Raw genomic sequence first — 18,339 nt, 5'->3', positions numbered from 1 at the left:
AACCTCTCCTAACTTAGGCTGACCTTAGCTGGAGGGTTTGTGAAACGAAACTGGGAGGGCCTGGTCCTCCGGGCCATGGGCGGTCGGGACTTCCGGCTCACCGTGTTAAGCACCGAGTCGGTTGCCGGGCGCTACCAGCGGCTACTCCTCGACGACGGTGGGCTCCTCGCAGCGTGCGGCGTACACCCGACGATGTGGATCCGGCTCTGGTTCGACACCAACGGCCGGGCGCATCAGCGGGCTTACACGCTGGTCGACCCAGATCCAGCAACCGGACGATTCACCCTGGAATTCGCCATCCACGATGGCTGCGCCGCCCACTGGGCCACCACCGCGCAGGTCGGCGACACCATCGACGCGACTGTGCAGGGCAGCACCTTCCAACTGCCCGACCCGGCACCGGAGCACCTCTACCTGGTCGGGGACGCGACGTCGCTACCGGCGGTCAACAGCCTCCTGGACGCCAGCGCCGACATCCCCGCAACCGTGTGGCTGGAGTTCGCCCATGAAGACGAGAAGGCATTGACTCCGCGCGCCCGGGCACACCACAACGTGACATGGGTGCCGCGCCGCGACAATGGGCGACACCTGGTCGACACCGTCTGCGCCGCGCTACCGTCCGGCGAAACCGCGCACTACTGGGTGGCGTGTGAGGCGGCCAGCACCCGCCGCATCACCCGGCACGTACGGCGGACGCTCGGCGTCAGCAAGCACCAGCTCACCTCCCTCGGCTACTGGCGGGTCGCCTGATGGGCCGACTCGGCAGCCAGGCCATGCACTACGAAGCCGCGGCGCAATGAGCGGCGCCTCAGCGACCGCGCCGGCGCCGGTCGACCTCCCCGTCGCGGGCGGCAAGGTGCCGCACCGCTGGCTGATTCTCGCGATCCTCTGCCTGACCCAACTCGTCGTGGTGCTGGACAACACCGTGTTGACGGTGGCGGTTCCGGTACTCACAGTGGAGCTCGACGCGGGCACCGCTGACGTGCAGTGGATGATCAACGCGTACGCGTTGGTGCTCTCCGGACTGCTGCTCAGTGCGGGCAGTGCCGTGGACCGGTACGGACGGCGGCGGATGCTGCTGATCGGGCTGGTGCTGTTCGGCGTGGGCTCGCTGGCGGCTGGCCTCGCCCGTACCTCCGAGCAGTTGATCGCCGCCCGGGCCGGAATGGGCGTGGGAGGCGCGCTGCTGGTCACCACCACCCTCGCCATCGCCATGCAGGTCTTCGACTCCGCCGAACGGTCCCGGGCAATCGGCATCTGGGCAGCGACCAGCGCGCTGGGCTTCGCCGCCGGGCCACCGATCGGTGGGATCGTCCTCGCCCACCTGCCGTGGGGTGCGATCTTCCTGATGAACATCCCGATCGTGCTGGTCTGTCTACTCGCCGGGCGGGCGCTGGTCCCGGAGTCACGCAATCCGGCCAGCGGCCGCCTCGACCTGGTCGGAGTGGCGCTCTCCACCGTCGGCCTGACCGCGATCGTCTGGGCGATCATCTCCGGTCCGGAGCTCGGCTGGGCCTCGACGAAGGTGCTCGGCGCGGGCATCGCCGGCGTGCTGCTGCTGGTGCTCTTCGTCCGCTGGGAGCAGCGGGTCGCCCACCCGATGCTGGACATGCACTTCTTCCGGAACCGCCGCTTCGTCGGCGCGGTCTGCGGCGTCGTGCTGATCACGTTCGGCGCCACCGGCGCACTCTTCCTCCTCACCCAGCACCTGCAGTTCGTCCGTGGCTACCCCGCCTGGGAGGCCGGGCTGCGGATGGTGCCGTTCGCGCTCTCCATCGTGGTGCTCAACGTTGGCGGCATCGCCACGCGGATAATCCGCCGGCTCGGGCTACCGGCCGCCATCGCCACCGGAATGACCCTGCTCGCCGGCGGGCTGGCGCTGGTTACCCACGTCCCCACCGACAGTTACGGCGCACTACTGACCGGATTGCTCATCATGGGTACGGGCTGCGCGCTGGCGAACCCGGCCATCGTTGAGGCGGTGATGAGCGCGATCCCCACGGACAAGGCGGGCGCCGGGGCCGGCGTGGACGGCACCATGACCGAGGTGGGCAGCAGCCTCGGCATCGCCGTGCTGGGTGCGGTGCTCAACGCCCGCTTCGCCGCGCTGTTGCCCGCCGCGCTGGCCGGCGCCGGCTCGTTCCCCGCGGCCCTGGCCGCGGCGGGCCCGGACCGGGAGGCGGTCACCGCCGCCTTCGCCGACGCGCTGCGTACCGGCCAGACGGTGGGAGCGGTGGCCGTCCTGGTCGGCGGCCTCGTCGCCGCCGCGCTGCTGCACCGCGCCGACCGCATCTCCGCCCACGGCTGAGACCTCCGCGGCGACCTCCCGTTCCATCTGGCGGCGGGTAGGCCAGCTCGGCTGGGCACCGCACCACCGAGCGGAGGGCGGGTCAGACCTTGAGGAGGTCCACGTCGTACCGCGCGATCGACCCATCGCGCGAGGCCAACGTCATGCCTTCCGTAGTTGCCTGTGCCACCAGCATCCGGTCGAAGGGATCACGGTGATGCGGTGGGAGGCGTCCAGCGGCGATCGCGTGAGCGTGCGTCACCGCCAATTCGCGAAAGCCCATGCCCCGGACCCGCTCGGCGAGGTCGGACGGTCCGGCGAGCTTCCCCGCCGCTTGCTTGATGGTGATCTCCCAGAGGGTCACCGGCGAAAGAAAGATGTCCGGATCATGACGAAGCCGATCAAGGAATGCCGGTTCCAGGTTTGCATCGCCGGTGATGGCCCAGAGCGCGACATGGGTATCCAGTAACAGACTCATGCGCTGATGCCGAAGTCACCGGCGATCTCTTCATTGGTGTGGGGCGAGTCCCAATCACCGGAGAGGTCCAGCTGCCCGCTGAGGGAGCCGATCGCGGTGCGGTTGACCCGGCGTACCAACGGCACGACTTTCGCCACGGGGGTGCCCGCCCGGTCGATGAAGACCTCCTCACCGCCTTCCACTCGCTCGATGATGCGGGACAGGTGGGTCTTGGCGTCATGCATGTTGTAGTGCACAGCTTCGGTCAAGCTAACCACCTCCCAGGTTAGCTAACACCTTAGCCGACAGCGCCGAGTTGCTTCGCTGATCGCGCAGCAGTCCGGGCCACGGCCGGCACGCTATGAATGGAGTACCGGGCTCATTCGATCAGGTCGCTACCGTCGTCGGTAGTTCGCACGCTGCCGCCAGCGGTGACAGGAGGGCCGCGGTGTTGCCGAAGACACACCCTCCCACGCCGACCTCTGCTACTTCAGCTCCGGCATGGACTGTGGTGTGCATAGCCCGGGTCGGCGAGCACCCGCATAGCAACACCTTCAGGACGCGTGGACAGTGCGCCGGAGAGTACCACCACAAATCGGCTTTCATCAGTGCCGCCGCCCGGGACGGGCCTACATCGAGACGTGGCGTGGTGACGGCGAGATCGGTGGCTGCGGCAGGGCACGGGCGGCGCATCCACCTCGCCACTCGTTACCCACCTGTTACTTCCTCATAACGGCAGGAGCCAATATGTTGTAGCTTACAACAATCGATGGGAGCGTTCCCGAACCCATCTACAGGAGGCATTGTGCAGCCAGAACCTGATCGCAGGCGGGGCGGCATACGTACCCGAACCGCCGCCCTGCTCCCCCTCGCCCTCACCGCATCCCTTCTGGTCCTGCCCGGGACCGCGCAGAACCTGTTCGCCCCAGTCCTCGCCGCCAACACCGCCGTCGCGCCATCGCCGGCCAGCGCCACACAGACCATCGAGGACTACGAGGACGGCGTACCCCCCGAGGTCTTCCTCTTCGCCTCCAGCGAACCCGAGCAGCCCGAAGTGGAGACCGTCGCCAGCGACGACCGACCCGGCGCAGGCGCTGACAACGACGCCTTCTCCGTCCGGTACGACATCAACGGCTGGGGTGGGTTCACCCACAACTTCATCGCGCCGGACGGCCACCAGGACTGGCGGGCGTACGACGGCTTCTCGTTCTGGGTGAAGGGGGACGGCAGCGGCCGGCAGGTCCAGTTCGAGATCAAGGACGGCGGCGAGCACGGTGAGGCCTCCGAGCTGTGGGAGTCGTTCTTCATCGACGACTCCACCGGCTGGAAGCAGATCCGGACGATCTTCCCCGACTTCGTCTGGCGCACCAGCTACCAGCCAGCGGACGGCCCCAAGGACAAGGAGCTGCAGCTCGACCAGATGTGGGGCTTCGCGGTAAACCTGCCGCAGGGCGCCGGCGAACTGCACTTCGACCAGGTGGAGCTCTTCACCAACGTGGCGACGGTCGCCGACTTCGAGGCCCCGCAGCCGCAGCTCAACCCGCCCGGTGGTCAGCCCGGCATCATCACCTTCAGCGGGGACGACTCTCGCATCCCGCAGCTGAGCTACGTGGACGCCGCCCGGGACGGCACCCCGGCCGACAACCAGGCCCTCTCCGTGGCCATCGACACCACCACCAGCTGGGCCGGCTTCGGGCAGAACCTGAGCTTCAACACCGAACCGCAGGACTGGAGCAGCTTCGGCGGATTCCGGTTCTGGTACTTCAGCCCGCTGACCGTGCCACCGGCCGCGCCCGGCGCCGGGCGCCGCATCGACGTGGAAATCAAGGACGGCGGGGTGGACGCCGACCACAGCGAGCTCTGGAATACCAGCTTCACCGAGGACTGGGTCGGCTGGCGCCTGGTCGAGCTCCCGTTCTCGCAGTTCAAGTACCGCACCGACTATCAACCCATCGGCGGTATCAACCAGGAGCTGGACCTCGACCAGATGTGGGGCTACGCGATGCAGCCCCGCTCCGGGTACGCCGACACCTTCCGCATCGACGACGTCGAGGTCTACGGCGTCCCGCAGGTCGGGCCGACGGTACGGGTCGCGGCCGACCCAGCGGTCAGCCTCCTCGACGAGGGCGAGTCGACCACCGTCACGATCCAGCTCACCAACACCGATGACGCGCCGCTGGAAGACGAGGTGACCCTGCGGTACGCCACGGGCGCCGGCACCGCCACCGCCGGCGAGGACTACGAGCCGGTCGAGGGCGAGTTCGTCTTCCCCGCCGGCACCGCCTCCGGAACCACCCGGCAGATCACCGTCCAGACCCGCGCCGACGAGCAGGCAGAGGTCGCGGAAACCATCCCGCTGGTCCTCTCCGGCAACGGCATCGGCGTACCCGAGAACCCGCCGAACATCGTGCTCAACGCGCACGGACTGCCGTACCTGGACGCCTCCCGGCCGGTTGCGGAGCGGGTCGCCGACCTGCTCGGGCGGATGTCGGTCGAGGAGAAGGTCGGCCAGATGACCCAGGCCGAGCGGAACGCCCTCGACTCGCCGAACGACCTGGCCACCTGGCGACTCGGTTCGCTGCTCTCCGGTGGCGGCTCGACGCCCACCCCGAACACCCCGGAGTCCTGGGCGGACATGGTCGACGGGTACCAGACGTACACCCTGCAGACCCGACTGCAGATCCCGCTCCTATACGGCGTGGACGCGGTGCACGGCCACAGCAACGTCCAGGGCACCACGATCTTCCCGCACAACATCGGGCTCGGCGCGGCTCGGGACCCGGAGCTGGTCGAACGAGTCGGACACGTCACCGCCGAGGAGACCCGGGCGACCGGTCCGCAGTGGTCGTTCGCGCCCTGCGCCTGCGTCGCTCGCGATGACCGGTGGGGGCGCACCTACGAGGCGTACGGGGAGGACCCGGCGCTGGTGATCGCCAATGAGACAGTGATCGACGGGCTCCAGGGCCGCGCGCTGGCCGACCGGAAGGACGCCGACCGGGTGCTCGCCTCAGTGAAGCACTACGCCGGCGACGGCGGGACCGAGTACCGGCCGGGCAACGGCGGGTACCCGATTGACCAGGGCGTCGTCGTCATGAGCCGGGAAGAGTTCGACCGGGTTCACGTGGAGCCGTACATTCCGGCGGTGCGTAAGCACAACGCGGGAACGATCATGCCGTCGTACTCCAGCGTCGACTTCACCGAGGACGGGGTCGGCAACCCAGTCAAGATGCACGCCCACAAGGAGCTGCTCACCGACGTCCTGAAGCAGGAGATCGGCTTCGACGGCTTCCTGATCAGCGACTACGCCGCGATCGATCAGATCCCCGGGGACTACGACAGCGACGTACGCATCTCGATCAACGCCGGACTAGACATGATCATGGTGCCGAACGAGTACCAGCGTTTCGAGGAGACACTGCTCGGCGAGATCGAGGCCGGGAACATACCGATGTCCCGCATCGACGACGCGGTCAGTCGAATCCTGACCCAGAAGTTCCACCTCGGACTCTTCGAGCAGCCGTTCACCGACCGGACCAACCTGGCCGATGTAGGCTCGCCGGAGAATCGGGCGGTGGCCCGCGAGGCCGCCGCGAAGTCCCAGGTGCTGCTCCGCAACACCGATCAGGTGCTGCCGCTGGCCGACACCGGCAAGCTCTACGTCGCCGGCAGCATCGCCGACGACATCGGCGCGCAGGCCGGCGGCTGGACCATCACCTGGCAGGGCGGCAACGGCGACATCACCCCTGGCACCAGCATCCTCGACGGCATTCAACAGGTCGCGCCGGACGCCGAGGTGACCTTCAGCGCCGACGCCTCCGCCCCGCTGGACGGGCACGATCGGGCCGTCGTCGTCGTGGGCGAGCAGCCGTACGCGGAGGGCATGGGCGACGTCGGCAACAACGGCTTCACCATGACGTTGAGCGCCGCCGAGCGGGACACGGTCAACACGGTCTGCTCGGCGGTGGACGACTGCGTGGTACTGGTGGTCTCCGGTCGTCCGCTGGTACTCGACGACGCACTCGCCCCCGCCGACGCCGTGGTGGCCTCCTGGCTGCCCGGCACCGAGGGCGCCGGCGTCGCCGACGTACTCTTCGGCGAGCAGCCCTTCACAGGTCAACTGCCGGTCTCCTGGCCGCGTTCGTTGGATCAGGAGCCGATCAACGTCGGTGACGCCAGCTACGACCCGCTCTACCCATACGGCTGGGGCCTGCGCACCGACGCGACCCAGCACCGACTGCACGAGCTGCGGGCCGAGCTGGCCGCGATCGAGCAGGACGGCTGGACCCGGGCCGCGGTGAAGGTGCTGGACCGGTCGCTGCGCAACGACAGCTCCTGGCATGACGACGGCTCGGTCCGCGACGAGCGGCGGGTGGTCACCGAGCTTACGGCGGTCTCCACCCTGCTGGCCTTCAGCAGCCGGGACAACGCGGCGCAGCACAAGCTGCTGGTGTCGACGCTCCGAGATGTCACGCAGGCAGCGATCGTACGAGAGGGTGTCACCGCCCCCTCGGCGGCGCGAACCTCCACCCTGACCGCGGACGCGGAGCACGCGCTCCTGACCGGCAAGCCGACCACGGCGACGTGGAAGCTCGCCGCGGCCTGGCGGATCGCGGCCGGCTGACCGTAGCCAGGTGGGCGGCGTCCGCGTTCAACCGGACCCGGCTCCGCCGAGCACGACACGAAGGCCCGGCCCCCGAGTGGGCCGGGCCTTCCGCTGCCGTCAGGAGCCCGGAAACCGGGTGTGCTGGGCTGGTCAGTGCTGCTTGAGGTGGTGCACGAAAGCCCGCCACGCCACCGGACCGAACACCAGGACCGGCCCGGTCGAATCCTTGGAGTCCCGAACACCCACGAGGTCAGGAAGGTTGTCCGCTACTTCGACGCACGCCCCACCATTGGAGCTGCTACGGGAGCTCTTGCGCCAGCGGGCGCTGGTCAGGTCAGCCATGATCGCGCTCTCAAAAATTCGATGGTCTGGCTGCGCGGGAGCGCAACCGACCTTACGGTATCCCAGACCGCCCAGAGCGTGGCCACGTCTTTCGTGATGCGCCCGGCCGCCTGGTCGTCCACGTAGCCGATGTCATCTCCCTCAGGTGTGGTGGCGATGATGAACGGTCCGGCCTGACCTGGGTGTAGTCCCGCGTCGAGGGGTAGCACGTGCACCAGAACGTTGGGCTGTTGTGCCATCGTCACGAGGTGGTCAAGCTGGGGCTCCATGATCTCGGGTGCTCCCCGGCGAAGTGCGGCTTCGTCGATCACGAAGACGGACAGCGGCCGTCGGGCGCGCTCGAAGACGGCCGCCTGCCGCTGGAGTCGGGTGCCGATGTGGTTTTCGACATCATTGATCAGGGGACCGCTACTGAGGACAGCGCGAGTGTACGCCTCCGTTTGCAACAGCCCTGGCAGTACCGCTGATTCGAACCACCGCAAGCCGGTTGCGTCTCGCTCGACCTCAGTCCACGGACGAAACCAGGCAGGTTCCCTTCGTCTTTGTGCATCCGGCCAGAGATCTAATACGTCCCGCTTAAGAATTTCGGCAACCTGCGCGCGATGCCGTGTCTGCGGAATCCGCCCCTGAGTCACCCACCGCGCCACCGTCTTTGGGTCGACTCCGACCTGAGCAGCAATGCTGTCAGCGGTTTCGCCAGCCTCAGCCATCGCAATCTGGACGACCCGGTTCATCCCGTCACCTCATCGTGTTCGTCCCGGATGTCTCAGTTACATAATGCTACGCGGTGTTACTGCTACACAACCCTTGGCATCGTGCCTTGTAGACGGCGCGAGCCGGTGGAGGGCCCAGACCCGCCGGTCGCGCTGTCGAACCGGCCTCGTCCGAGGAACTGGTAGGGGCATCCAGCCCCTACCCAAACCCACGCACCCTGGAGTCTGCCGTGTCGACACGTGTCACCGATTCACTACGACCCACGCAACTTCCCCTACGAAAGCGCTGGATCGCACTCGCCGACGTGATCGATTCCCAGCGTCCACCCATCGCGTCTGAGGAGGATCTCAAGCTGCTGCTGTCCGGCCTTCGCGCGGTCGGTCGGGCCCGCGTCGGCTACACCCAGCACCCCGCAAACGATGTCCTTGAAGCTGTGCTCACCGGGCTGCGGATGCTCTGATGGCCGACCACAACAGACCCGAAGAGTTACGTCCCCGCCGTGACCCGTCCGGCCCACCCCGATTGCCGGACGGTGACCGGGTGCACCCGGAGTATCCGCCGGACATCAACCCACCCACCGCCCGGCAGAAGCTGGTCACCGCGCTGATCGTGGTAGTCGTCGTCACCGCCATCGTGATCGGGGCATTCCGGTGACCGATCGGCCGCTTCTGCCGATGCGCCCTCTGTGGGGCTGCGAGACCTGTCGGACCGAGTGGCCCTGCCCGTCGGCCCGAGTCGCCCTCCTGACCGAGTATCGCGACAACCGTGTCGCGCTCCGTCTCTACCTGGCGGCACTCTTGGCCGAGGCGGACATCCAACTCACACAGGTCCACAAGGAGTCCGGCCTCTATCACCGCTTTCTGTCGTGGACCTAGGCACAATGGCACGGCTGCCGCCGCTATCCGCTACCTGCCTCGCACCAGGGTCCGTCCGGCTGCAGCGCGCGAAGCACGGTCAGCAGCTGCGGTGGTTCGACCCGATCCGGAAGCGAGGTCAGCTCCGACCACGACACCCACACGTACGAATGCAACTCGACCTGCTCGTTCGGGAGAAGGCCGGTCCGGGTCAGTAAGGGCCGGTCCGCAGCGAAGTACGCCACGAAGAAGTCCTCCGGACCGACATACCGTTTGCCCTTCCACCGCACGTCCCGCTCGACCGGCACCGACCGGTCAAGGACCGCCCCGGGGTCCAGCCCGGTCTCCTCCAGCAACTCCCGTCGTGCTGCCACCAACGGCGTCTCACCCGGCTCGATGCCGCCACCGGGCGGTTCCCACAGCCGCACCCGGTCAACTGGATCATGCCAACGCAGGAGAAGGATGCGGCTTGCAGCGTCCAGACAGATCACCCGCACGGCCGGCCGATAGATTGCCTTCATCACCGCCGACCCTAGCTCGCCTTGCCCGGGCTGCAGATCACGACGGCCCGGGACAAACACAGCTGGCCACTCCGGAGTGTCACATGACCACCATTGACAAGATCGCCTGGATCCACCTCGAAAACGGCAGAATCCTCAGCTCCCGATCACGCAGGAAGGACGTGTACTACATCCCGGGCGGCAAACGCGAGCTCGGCGAAGGCGATATTGACACACTCGTCCGCGAGATTCAGGAAGAACTCAGCGTGACCATAGCCCCCGACACCGCCACGCATGTCGGAACCTTCCGCGCCCAGGCCCACGGACACCCAGACGGAATCATGGTCCGGATGACCTGCTACACCGCCAACTACCACGGCCTCCTACGGCCCAGCAGCGAAATCGAGGAGATCGTCTGGCTCACCCACGCTGACCGTCACCGGGTCTCCCCAGTCGATCAGATCATTTTCGATCATCTACACGAGATGGCCCAGCTGCGCTAGTCGTGGGGATTCATGGCTCGGGTCCGGAAGGGTCCGCGTCGCGACGCTCCAAGATGTTGCGCAGGCAGCGATTACACGGGAAGGCGTCGCCGCCCCCTCGGCGACGCGAACCTCCACCCGCCTCGTGAGCCAGTGACCCGCCGCCTCGGGTGCGCCGAGGAAACTCGATGAACTGTCCACCGGGTAGTGCCATAGTGCTGTTGACAAAGTCGAACTACCGTCAGCCCACGGACAGACAGGCATTTCCCCGTGAGGAGTTGGTCGTGGCTACAGCTCACACAACCGCCGGGCAGTTCCCCGTCCGTGTCCTTGGCGGCCCGACCGCCCTCTTCGAGTACGGCGGGTTGAGGTTCCTCACCGATCCGACCTTCGACGCTCCGGGTGACTACTACGCGGCGGGCCAAAAGATCCTGACCAAGACCGCTCCCCCTTCCGGCGGTGTCGTCGACCTCGGCCACGTCGACGTGGTCCTGCTCTCACACGACGAGCATCCGGACAACCTCGACGACTCCGGCCGGGCCCTGCTCACCCATGTCCCCCGCACCCTCACCACGCCTGGCGGCGCACGGCGCCTGGGCGACAGGGCCAGAGGGCTGGCCGACTGGCAACCGATCGAGCTGCATCGCCCCGGCGGCGGCACGATCACTGTGACCGGTGTACCCGCCATCCACGGACCTGGCGCGCGCGAGGACGTTGAACGGGTCACCGGCCAGGTCGTGGGTTTCGTCTTGACCGGCGAGGACCTGCCGACCTACTACGTCAGCGGCGACAACGCCTCGCTCGGCTCCGTTAGGGAGATCGCGGAGCACTTCGGACCAATAGACACAGCCATCCTCTTCGCCGGTGCCCCGTGCTTCCCTGGCCTACTCTTCGACGGAGCGCCCATCGTCCTTACCAGCGCTCAGGCCGCTGAGGCAGCCAGAATCCTCGACGCTCGCCGGGTGGTTCCCGCCCACTACGACAGTTGGGCCCACTTCACCGAGGGCCGCCACGAACTTGTCACCGCTTTCACCGCCGCCGGGCTGGCCGACCGTCTGGACCTGGACAGTCGACGCTGAACGGGGCAGAACAATCCCGGACGGATTCCAGCACCCGCGCCGCGTCGGCGGTCGCCGCGTCGAGCCGATCGGCCGGCAGGTGTTGTAGCAGCGCCCGCCCGCCGTGCGACCACATTGAATCCAGTGGTCCACATCTTGGAACCTGCTCGCTGCCCACCGAAGTGGTGGGTCCGGCGACGAGCGCGACCCCACTTGGTCCTCATTAGGCAGCCTCACCCGCCTCGCCAAGCCCCATGACCCAATCAATGAGTATTGATGAAGTCTATGCATGCTGGGCCGCGTCGCCCTGGCACTCAAGCCGATCAGCGAGGGCTACCACCTGTTCGTCGCACGGTGAGCACCCAATTGTCCAATGAGTAGCCCCATATTCCTTAAAGCTGCCTGCTATGCGTAGTGGGCACGCTCTGAGACGGTGTACGTCCTGTTCCGGCCAGGTACCGGGTTGATAACACGCCTGTTCGCCGTCGTGCTCTTGGTGTCAAAGTGACACCACTTCACATCTCGTGAACCGAGCGCCCTGGGGAGGCACTCCTATGCAAGGAAAGCTTCTGAAAGCGGCAGTAGCGACAACCGCTGCCGCCATGTTGATGACCGCTTGCACCGGTAGCAGCGACGACCCGGAGGAAGGCAACAAGCAATCCGGCGGCACACTGCGGGTCTACGCCGCAGAGCCGGCCTCTCTACGGCCGTCCGCTACAGATGACGAGCCGGCGATCTACGTGATTCGTCAGCTCTACCGTGGTCTGGTCAAGTACAACACCGAGACCGGTGAACCAGAGAACGACCTGGCCGAGTCGATCACCTCGGACGACCAGAAGCTCTGGACAATCAAACTGAAGGACGGCTACACCTTCGAAAACGGCGAGCCGGTCGACGCCGACTCCTTCGTCCGGTCATGGAACTACACCGCCTACGGGCCGAACGCCGAGAAAAACGGCTACTTCATGAGCCGGATCGCCGGCATCGACGCGGTCCAGCCCAAGGACCCGGACGGCGAGGGCCCGGCGCAGGCACCGGCACCGACAGCCGAGACTCTGTCCGGCCTGAAGAAGGTCGACGACCTGACCTTCACCGTCGAGCTCAACGCGCCGTTCAGCGGCTTTCCGACGATTGTCGGGTATTCGGGGTTCTTCCCGATGGCCCAGGCCTGCCTCGACGACGTGGATGCCTGCAGCGAGACGCCGATCGGCAACGGCCCCTACAAGCTCGACGGTCAGTGGGAACACGAAATCGAGATCAACCTGGTCCGCAGCGACACCTGGAAGGGTGAGCCGGGCAAGCCCGACGCGATCCACTACCGGATCTTCGCCGACGTGGACAGTGGCTACGCCGCCTTCCAGGCCGGCGAGCTGGACGTGATGTACACGATTCCATCGGCGCGCTTCAATGATGCCAAGGCCAGCTACGGTGACCGCCTGTACGAGCAGGAGGGCGACAGCCTCAACTACGTCGGCATGCCATTGTGGGATGACAGCTTCAAGGATAAGCGAATCCGCCAGGCGCTTTCGTTGGCGATCGATCGCCAGTCCATCATCGACGCCGTCTTCGACGGTCGGAACGTTGCCGCCACCGGGTTCATCGCGCCAATCTTCGACGGTGCGCGCGAAGGAGTCTGCACCTACTGCAAACAGGACGTCGAGAAGGCTAAGGAGCTGCTGGCCGAAGCGGGGGGCTGGCCGGAGGGCAAGAAGCTGATCCTGTGGGCCAACGCGGGTAACAACCACGAGGACTGGCTACAGGCCGTCGGCGACCAGATCCGGAACGCGCTGGGCATCGACTACGAGCTGAAGGTCAACCTACAGTTCGCTGAATACCTGGAGGTTGCGGACAAGCATGATTTCACCGGACCGTTCCGGCTCGGCTGGGGTCCGGACTACCCGTTCCTGGAGACATTTCTGACTCCGCTGTACGGCAGCAACTCCGACGGCAACAACACCACCTTCAGCAACGCTGAATTCGACAAGCTGCTGGCGCAGGGTGACTCCGCCCCGAGCCTCGACGAGGCCATCTCCCTCTACCAGCAGGCCGAGGACATCGTGGCCGAAGAAATGCCGGCCCTCCCGATCTACTGGCGCAAGGAGACGGCGCTCTACAGCGAGAACGTCGACACCTTCGTCTGGAACCCGGTATCCGGTGCGGCCTACGGTGAGATCTCGCTGAAGCAGAACTGAACTTTCACCTAATCCCACCAATATGGAAGGGGTGGCAGCGGCCGTGGATCGTCCCGGATACCCTCTGGGGCCAACACCAACAGCTGCTGCCACCCCGGCCACCGCGTCGACACCGAATCCCCGGACGTAGATTCGGTCAAATTGATCTCGGCTGATATACGCACCGTCCCGGCCGGGTATCGGGTTGATAACACGCCTTCTCGCCCTCACGTGTCTGATGTCACAGTGATAGACACCTCACACCCCCTCGTGAGTCGAGCGCCCTGAGGAGGCACTCCTATGCGCGGGAAGTTCTTGAAGGTGGCGGTCGCAGCGACCGCCACCGCCATGTTGGCCACCGCCTGTGGTGGTGGCAGCGACGACTCGGAGGATGCTGCCGACCAGTCCGGCGGTCAGCTGCGGGTCTACGCCTCGGAGCCGGCGTTCCTGCTGCCGTCGAATGCCGATGACGAGCCGGCGATCTACGTGATCCGTCAGCTCTACCGTGGTCTGGTCAAGTACAACGCCAAGACCGGTGAACCGGAGATGGATCTCGCCGAGTCGATCGACTCGGAGGACCAAACACTCTGGACAATCAAACTGAAGGACGGCTACACCTTCGACAACGGTGAGCCGGTCAACGCCGACTCCTTCATCCGCTCCTGGAACTACGCCGCCTACGGGCCGAACGCCCAGAACAACGGCTACTTCATGAAGCGGATCGCCGGCATCGACGCGGTCCTGCCCAAGGACCCGGACGGCGAGGGCCCGGCGGAGGCGCCGGCACCGACAGCCGAGACGATGTCCGGCCTGAAGAAGATCGACGACCTGACCTTCACCGTCGAGCTCAAGGCGCCGTTCAGCGGCTTTCCGACGATTGTTGGGTATTCGGGGTTCTTCCCGATGGCCCAGGCCTGCGTTGACGACATCGATGCCTGCAACGAGACGCCGATCGGTAACGGCCCCTACAAGATCGACGGTCAGTGGGAACACGAGGTCGAGATCAACCTGGTCCGCAGCGACACCTGGAAGGGTGAGCCGGGCAAGCCCGACGAGATCTACTATCGGATCTTCGCCGACGTGGACAGTGGCTACGCCGCTTTCCAGGCCGGCGAACTGGACGTGATGTACACGATCCCACCGGCGCGCTTCAAGGATGCCAAGGCCAACTACGGCGACCGCCTGCACGAGCAGGAGGGCGACAGCCTCAACTACGTCGGCATGCCGCTGTACAACGACGCCTTCACCGATAAGCGGATCCGTCAGGCGTTCTCGTTGGCGATCGACCGACAGTCGATCGTGAACGCGGTCTTCGACGGCCGATACACCCCCGCCACCGGCTTCGTGGCGCCGATCTTCGATGGCGCTCGCCCGGGTGTCTGCACCTACTGCGAGCAGGACGTCGAGAAGGCCAAGGAACTGCTCGCGGCGGCCGGCGGCTGGCCGGAGGGCAAGAAGCTGACCCTGTGGGCCAACGCGGGTTCTGGCCACGAGGACTGGCTGCAGGCGGTCGGCGACCAGATCAAGGCGGCGCTGGGCATCGACTACGAGCTGAGGGTCAACCTGCAGTTCCCCGAGTACCTGAACAAGGCCGACAATCGAGAGTTCACCGGACCGTTCCGGCTCGGTTGGGGCCCGGACTACCCGTTCCTGGAGACCTATCTGACTCCGCTCTACGCCAGCGGCAACGACAGCAACAACAGCACCTTCAGCAACGCCGAGTTCGACAGCCTGATGAAGAAGGGTGACTCCGCCTCGAGCCTGGAGGAGGCCATCTCCCTCTACCAGCAGGCCGAGGACATCGTGGCCGAGGAACTGCCGGTCATCCCGATGTTCTGGCGTAAAGAGGCAGCGCTCTACAGCGAAAACGTGGACACCTTCGTCTGGAACCAGGTATCTGGCGCGGCCTACGGGGAGACCTCGCTGAAGCAGAACTGAGCTTCAGCAACCTGATCCAACCTGTGGGACGGGTGGGCAGCAGCCACGGATCGTACGTATGATCTCCGGGCCGAGACCCAACGGCTGCTGCCACCCCGGCCCAGGGAGGCGACAACGACGAGGCGGCCCTGGTCGGTGAACTTCACCGACCAGGGCCGTAGCGGTAGCGATTGCACAGGAACCCCACCTTGTCCGACGACGATGCGACATTCACCAGTCCCGAACGCGCCCTGGACCGTCGGGTGCACGCGTGGCTTGAGCACACTCCACGTACCGGCTACAGAGCCTGGGCGGTGGAACTCGTCGCCTTCACCGCCAAACAGGCGTGGGCCTGCGTGTTCGGCGCCGCGATGCTTGCGGTGGTGGTCGCGGCCCGACTGTGGTGGCCCGACGACGTGGCGCTGGCGCGCAACGACGCCCTGACGCTCGCGGCGCTCGCGATCCAGATCGTCATGGTCACCACGCGTCTGGAAACGCTGCGGGAGCTTCGGGTGGTGATCCTGTTCCACCTCGCGGGTACCGCCATGGAGATATTCAAGACCGAGGTCGGCTCGTGGGCCTATGCCGACGATGGCGTCCTCCGGCTCGGGCAGGTGCCACTCTTCTCCGGCTTCATGTACGCCGCGGTCGGCTCCTATCTGGTGCGCGTGTATCGCCTGTTCGACCTACGGTTCGACCGCTATCCACGGCAGTGGTTGACCGCCGGGGTGGCGGCGGCGGTCTACGTCAACTTCTACACCCACCACTACCTCGCTGACCTCCGCTGGCCGATCATGATCGGGGTGGTGGTGGTCTTCGGCCGATGCGTCATTCACTTCCGGGTCTTCCGGCGCCGCCTGCGGATGCCGGTGCTCTGCGCGTTCGGGCTCGTCGCAGTCTTCATCTGGCTTGCCGAGAACATCTCGACCTGGTCGCACGCGTGGACCTACCCCAACCAGGCCGAGGGCTGGCATCCGGTGTCCGCCAGCAAACTGGGGTCGTGGTTCCTGCTAATGATCATCTCGGTGGTGTTGGTGGCGTGGGTGTATCCGCCACGGTCCGCCTCGGGTTTGCCAGATGTTGTGGGGGAACGGGAAGAACGGGAGGCGGGAGCAACCGGCCACCCGGGCTCCCACTCAACCTCCCTAGAACAACCCAACAAGACCAAATTGGGTTGATCAGTCGAGATCAACCCAGTCGAAGGTACGCTGCACGGCCCGCTTCCAGCGGTCATACCCGGCCTCGCGCTGCTCCGACGGCCAGGTGGGTTGCCAACACCGGCTCTCGTTCCAGTTCTCGCGCAGCTCGTCGGTATTGCGCCAGAAGCCAACCGCCAGGCCCGCCGCGTAGGCGGCGCCGAGCGCGGTGGTCTCGGCGACCGTCGGGCGGCTCACCGGGACACCGAGAATGTCGGCCTGCAACTGCATACACAGGTCGTTCTCCGTGACACCCCCGTCAACCTTGAGGCGCTCCAGCGCTACCCCGGAGTCCTTCGCCATGGCCTCGGCGACGTCTCGACTCTGGTAGCAGATCGACTCGAGGGTGGCGCGCGCGATGTGGGCGTCGGTGTTGAACCGGGACAGGCCGACGATCACGCCACGGGCGTCGGAACGCCAGTACGGGGCAAAGAGGCCGGAGAAGGCGGGCACGAAATACACCCCGCCGTTGTCATCCACCTGGCGGGCCAGCATCTCACTCTGCGCCGCAGAGTTGATGATCTTCAACTGGTCGCGCAACCACTGCACAGCTGATCCGGTGACGGCGATCGAGCCCTCCAGCGCGTACACCGGTGACTGGTCGCCGAACTGGTAGCAGACGGTGGTGAGCAGGCCAGCCCGGGAACGGACCAGCTCCGTACCGGTGTTGAGCAGCATGAAGTTGCCCGTACCGTAGGTGTTCTTGGCCTCTCCCGGAGCGAAGCAAACCTGACCGACGGTGGCTGCCTGCTGGTCGCCGAGATCCCCGGTGAGCGGGACCGCGCCGGTGAACGGGCCGTGGGCAGCGGTGACACCGTAGGAATCCGGGTCCGACGACGGTCGGATCTGCGGCAGCATTGCCCGCGGGATGCCGAAGAAGGAGAGCAACTCGTCGTCCCAGTCCAGCGTCGTCAGGTTCATCAGCATGGTGCGGCTGGCGTTGGTCGGATCGGTAACGTGCACGCCGCCCGCGGTGCCGCCGGTGAGATTCCACAACAGCCAGGTGTCGGTGTTGCCGAAGATGGCCTCCCCACGCTCGGCCGCCTCCCGCACCCCGTCCACGTTCTCCAGAATCCACTGGATCTTGCCGCCGGAGAAGTACGTCGCCGGCGGCAGGCCAGCCTTACGACGGATCACCTCCCCCTTCCCCGAACGTTCCAATGCGGAGGCGATCCGGTCGGTCCGGGTGTCCTGCCACACGATGGCGTTGTGGTAGGGCCGGCCAGTCCGGCGATTCCACACCACGGTGGTCTCCCGTTGGTTGGTGATCCCAAGCGCGGCGAGGTCGGTGACAGTGAGGCGGTGCTCGTACAGCACGGTTCGGATGACGGTCTGGGTACGCTCCCAGATCTCCACCGGGTTGTGTTCGACCCAGCCGGGCCGCGGCAGGATCTGCTGGTGCTCGAGTTGGTGGCGCCCCATGTCGTTACCACCGTGGTCAAAAATCATGAAGCGGGTGCTGGTGGTGCCCTGGTCCACCGCGGCAACGAAATCGGCCATTCGGGAGCTCTCCTTCACAGGTCGTCCGGATAAGTCGATCAGACGTGGACCGGATGGGGTACCGCAAATCGGACCATAAATCGGGTGGGCAACAGGCCCAGTTCTGGTCGAAACGTTGGCCCAACGCCCGCAGAGCGGATGAATGGCACGCCCGACGTGAATGCCGAACAGGCGGATGCCCGGCGCACACCGTTCTCCCCGACGCCGATACGCCGCGCTTCTCCCAACCACCGCGGCCCGGCCGCATCCCCACTACCG

At 66.2% G+C, this 18,339-nt stretch carries 17 protein-coding genes and 1 pseudogene; 11 read left to right on the top strand and 7 right to left on the bottom strand.

Annotated features, from left to right (window positions below; translation table 11 throughout):
* The first annotated feature begins 39 nt into the window (after window positions 1-39).
* On the top strand, window positions 40-750 hold the full coding sequence (locus B116_RS0120550; protein WP_027661183.1) for a siderophore-interacting protein: 711 nt from the start codon (window positions 40-42) through the stop codon (window positions 748-750).
* 46 nt (window positions 751-796) lie between these two features.
* Window positions 797-2,308 carry an MFS transporter gene (locus B116_RS0120545; protein WP_027661182.1) on the top strand — a complete coding sequence of 504 codons (1,512 nt, stop codon included), beginning with the start codon at window positions 797-799 and terminating at the stop codon, window positions 2,306-2,308.
* 82 nt (window positions 2,309-2,390) lie between these two features.
* Here B116_RS0120545 and B116_RS0120540 read toward each other — a convergent pair whose 3' ends face one another.
* Window positions 2,391-2,765, bottom strand: coding sequence for a type II toxin-antitoxin system VapC family toxin (locus B116_RS0120540; RefSeq protein ID WP_018720210.1), 375 nt, complete (start codon window positions 2,763-2,765; stop codon window positions 2,391-2,393).
* A complete protein-coding gene (locus B116_RS0120535) occupies window positions 2,762-2,989 on the bottom strand; it encodes a type II toxin-antitoxin system Phd/YefM family antitoxin (RefSeq protein ID WP_026321353.1) in 228 nt (75 codons plus the stop codon). The genes B116_RS0120540 and B116_RS0120535 overlap by 4 nt, the downstream gene beginning before the upstream one ends.
* A gap of 560 nt (window positions 2,990-3,549) precedes the next feature.
* On the opposite strand from B116_RS0120535, the gene B116_RS0120530 reads away from it, so the two are divergent.
* Complete coding sequence (locus B116_RS0120530) at window positions 3,550-7,365, top strand: carbohydrate binding domain-containing protein (protein ID WP_027661181.1); 3,816 nt, start codon at window positions 3,550-3,552, stop codon at window positions 7,363-7,365.
* Between the two features lie 132 nt (window positions 7,366-7,497).
* Here the strand turns inward: B116_RS0120530 and B116_RS0120525 are convergent, their stop codons facing one another.
* Both B116_RS0120525 and B116_RS0120520 read right to left on the bottom strand, forming a co-directional pair.
* Window positions 7,498-7,689 carry a DUF397 domain-containing protein gene (locus B116_RS0120525; protein WP_027661180.1) on the bottom strand — a complete coding sequence of 64 codons (192 nt, stop codon included), beginning with the start codon at window positions 7,687-7,689 and terminating at the stop codon, window positions 7,498-7,500.
* Window positions 7,677-8,423, bottom strand: coding sequence for a Scr1 family TA system antitoxin-like transcriptional regulator (locus B116_RS0120520; RefSeq protein WP_018720206.1), 747 nt, complete (start codon window positions 8,421-8,423; stop codon window positions 7,677-7,679). The genes B116_RS0120525 and B116_RS0120520 overlap by 13 nt, the downstream gene beginning before the upstream one ends.
* Before the next feature lie 209 nt (window positions 8,424-8,632).
* On the opposite strand from B116_RS0120520, the gene B116_RS25530 reads away from it, so the two are divergent.
* The 3 genes from B116_RS25530 to B116_RS28445 are packed head-to-tail and all read left to right on the top strand — an operon-like array spanning window position 8,633 to window position 9,278.
* On the top strand, window positions 8,633-8,863 hold the full coding sequence (locus B116_RS25530) for a hypothetical protein (protein ID WP_033667752.1): 231 nt from the start codon (window positions 8,633-8,635) through the stop codon (window positions 8,861-8,863).
* On the top strand, window positions 8,863-9,057 hold the full coding sequence (locus tag B116_RS0120510) for a hypothetical protein (RefSeq protein ID WP_018720204.1): 195 nt from the start codon (window positions 8,863-8,865) through the stop codon (window positions 9,055-9,057). Before B116_RS25530 ends, B116_RS0120510 begins: the two co-directional genes overlap by 1 nt.
* A gap of 20 nt (window positions 9,058-9,077) precedes the next feature.
* Window positions 9,078-9,278 carry a flavin reductase gene (locus B116_RS28445; RefSeq protein WP_317888970.1) on the top strand — a complete coding sequence of 67 codons (201 nt, stop codon included), beginning with the start codon at window positions 9,078-9,080 and terminating at the stop codon, window positions 9,276-9,278.
* A gap of 23 nt (window positions 9,279-9,301) precedes the next feature.
* Here the strand turns inward: B116_RS28445 and B116_RS0120500 are convergent, their stop codons facing one another.
* On the bottom strand, window positions 9,302-9,778 hold the full coding sequence (locus B116_RS0120500; RefSeq protein WP_033667751.1) for an NUDIX hydrolase: 477 nt from the start codon (window positions 9,776-9,778) through the stop codon (window positions 9,302-9,304).
* 83 nt (window positions 9,779-9,861) lie between these two features.
* Between B116_RS0120500 and B116_RS0120495 the strand changes: the two genes are divergently transcribed.
* A complete protein-coding gene (locus B116_RS0120495) occupies window positions 9,862-10,260 on the top strand; it encodes an NUDIX hydrolase (RefSeq protein ID WP_027661177.1) in 399 nt (132 codons plus the stop codon).
* A 263-nt stretch (window positions 10,261-10,523) separates the two neighbouring features.
* Window positions 10,524-11,318 carry an MBL fold metallo-hydrolase gene (locus B116_RS0120490; protein ID WP_027661176.1) on the top strand — a complete coding sequence of 265 codons (795 nt, stop codon included), beginning with the start codon at window positions 10,524-10,526 and terminating at the stop codon, window positions 11,316-11,318.
* Here the strand turns inward: B116_RS0120490 and B116_RS27655 are convergent.
* Window positions 11,269-11,465 (bottom strand): annotated as a pseudogene (locus tag B116_RS27655) (hypothetical protein); the annotation flags it as partial. The gene B116_RS0120490 and the pseudogene B116_RS27655 overlap by 50 nt on opposite strands.
* A 386-nt stretch (window positions 11,466-11,851) precedes the next feature.
* On the opposite strand from B116_RS27655, the gene B116_RS0120485 reads away from it, so the two are divergent.
* The 3 genes from B116_RS0120485 to B116_RS0120475 all read left to right on the top strand — a co-directional run bounded on the left by B116_RS0120485 (window position 11,852) and on the right by B116_RS0120475 (window position 16,563).
* On the top strand, window positions 11,852-13,489 hold the full coding sequence (locus B116_RS0120485) for a peptide ABC transporter substrate-binding protein (protein WP_027661175.1): 1,638 nt from the start codon (window positions 11,852-11,854) through the stop codon (window positions 13,487-13,489).
* 279 nt (window positions 13,490-13,768) lie between these two features.
* Window positions 13,769-15,406 (top strand): peptide ABC transporter substrate-binding protein, encoded by a 1,638-nt coding sequence (locus tag B116_RS0120480; protein ID WP_018720197.1) that lies wholly within the window; start codon window positions 13,769-13,771, stop codon window positions 15,404-15,406.
* Window positions 15,407-15,594: 188 nt separating this feature from the next.
* Complete coding sequence (locus B116_RS0120475) at window positions 15,595-16,563, top strand: DUF817 domain-containing protein (RefSeq protein ID WP_018720196.1); 969 nt, start codon at window positions 15,595-15,597, stop codon at window positions 16,561-16,563.
* On the opposite strand, the gene glpK is transcribed toward B116_RS0120475, so the two are convergent.
* On the bottom strand, window positions 16,564-18,081 hold the full coding sequence (gene glpK, locus B116_RS0120470) for a glycerol kinase GlpK (protein WP_027661174.1): 1,518 nt from the start codon (window positions 18,079-18,081) through the stop codon (window positions 16,564-16,566).
* Window positions 18,082-18,339: the final 258 nt, after the last annotated feature.

The sequence above is a fragment of the Salinispora fenicalii genome (genome assembly GCF_000514815.1).
GTDB classification, from domain to species: domain Bacteria; phylum Actinomycetota; class Actinomycetes; order Mycobacteriales; family Micromonosporaceae; genus Micromonospora; species Micromonospora fenicalii.
The sequence above is the reverse complement of the archived record's forward strand: the minus strand, read 5'-3'. Positions and strand labels throughout refer to the sequence as shown.